This is a genomic window from Neisseria sp. P0021.S006, from assembly GCF_051956895.1.
The window spans coordinates 1-953 of sequence record NZ_JBQCWZ010000517.1; the positions used below are offsets into that span (position 1 = coordinate 1).

1 pseudogene is annotated in these 953 nt (G+C 47.7%); it reads right to left on the reverse strand.

The window, feature by feature from the left end:
• Positions 1–645: pseudogene (locus ACTHUM_RS15385) on the reverse strand (peptidase M23); the annotation flags it as partial.
• Between the last annotated feature and the right edge of the window lie 308 nt (positions 646–953).

The window sequence follows — 953 nt, forward strand, 5'->3', positions numbered from 1 at the left end:
GAAATACATGCTGTTGTACAAAAGACGCACGGTATCGCCTTCGCCCAAGTCACTCATATTGAACGAATCGGCAAAGATTTCTTTGAGCTGGATATACACTTCGGAAGGAATTTCGGCACGGAGCATATCGCCGATGGCGGATGTGCGGATTTGCACGGAGCGCAGGGTCGGCATGGTTTTCATGTCAATTTCGGCATTGGAAATGCGCCATTTGCCTTTGACTTTTTCCAAAGCCACCAAGTTGCGTTCCAATTCTTCATCGGTAAAGAATTGAACGTCGGTCACTTGGCCTGAAGAGTCGATGCGGATGTTGACGGATTGGTTGGTCCGCAGGTTTTTCATGTCGAGGTTGGCATTGTTTTTCGCCATGATTTGCTTGATGTCTTCTTGGTTGACACCCATGCGCGTCAAAACGTCTGCCAAAGAGTCGCCGGCTTGGACGGCTTCTTGCGCCCAATAGCTGGATTGATAGGTATTGGTTTCCACATAAACGGCAGGCAGCTCTTCGGAAATACGCTCGACTTTGAAATCGGTCTGTGCAGGTTGAGGGTAGGTAATGGCGTATGCGGTCATGATGCCTGAAGCCGGCAGCAGAAACGCTAAGAGGGTTGCTTTAAATCGAGTGGAATATTTGTTTTTAATCACGCGTTATCCTTAATGGGGCGGTCTGTTTTTTGAGGTTTGCAGAATGCCGGCACATCCGGTCTGCCGCGACCGCCTGCTGGTTTAAACAGTTTTGGGGATAAAGGACTTTGAGTCTTTTTTCCGATCTGAAAATCAGGTTTTCATTCGGAATAAATGAGGTCGTGTTTGAGATTGACGTTATTATCAGGGCTATTGTGTTGATTTACACCCTGTTTTTCTGAAATTTACGCCACGCATTCTAGCATGACAGCCCGTTTTTTCCAAACCGACCGTCTGAACGGCTCTTTTTCAGGGCGTGAGGGCAAGGT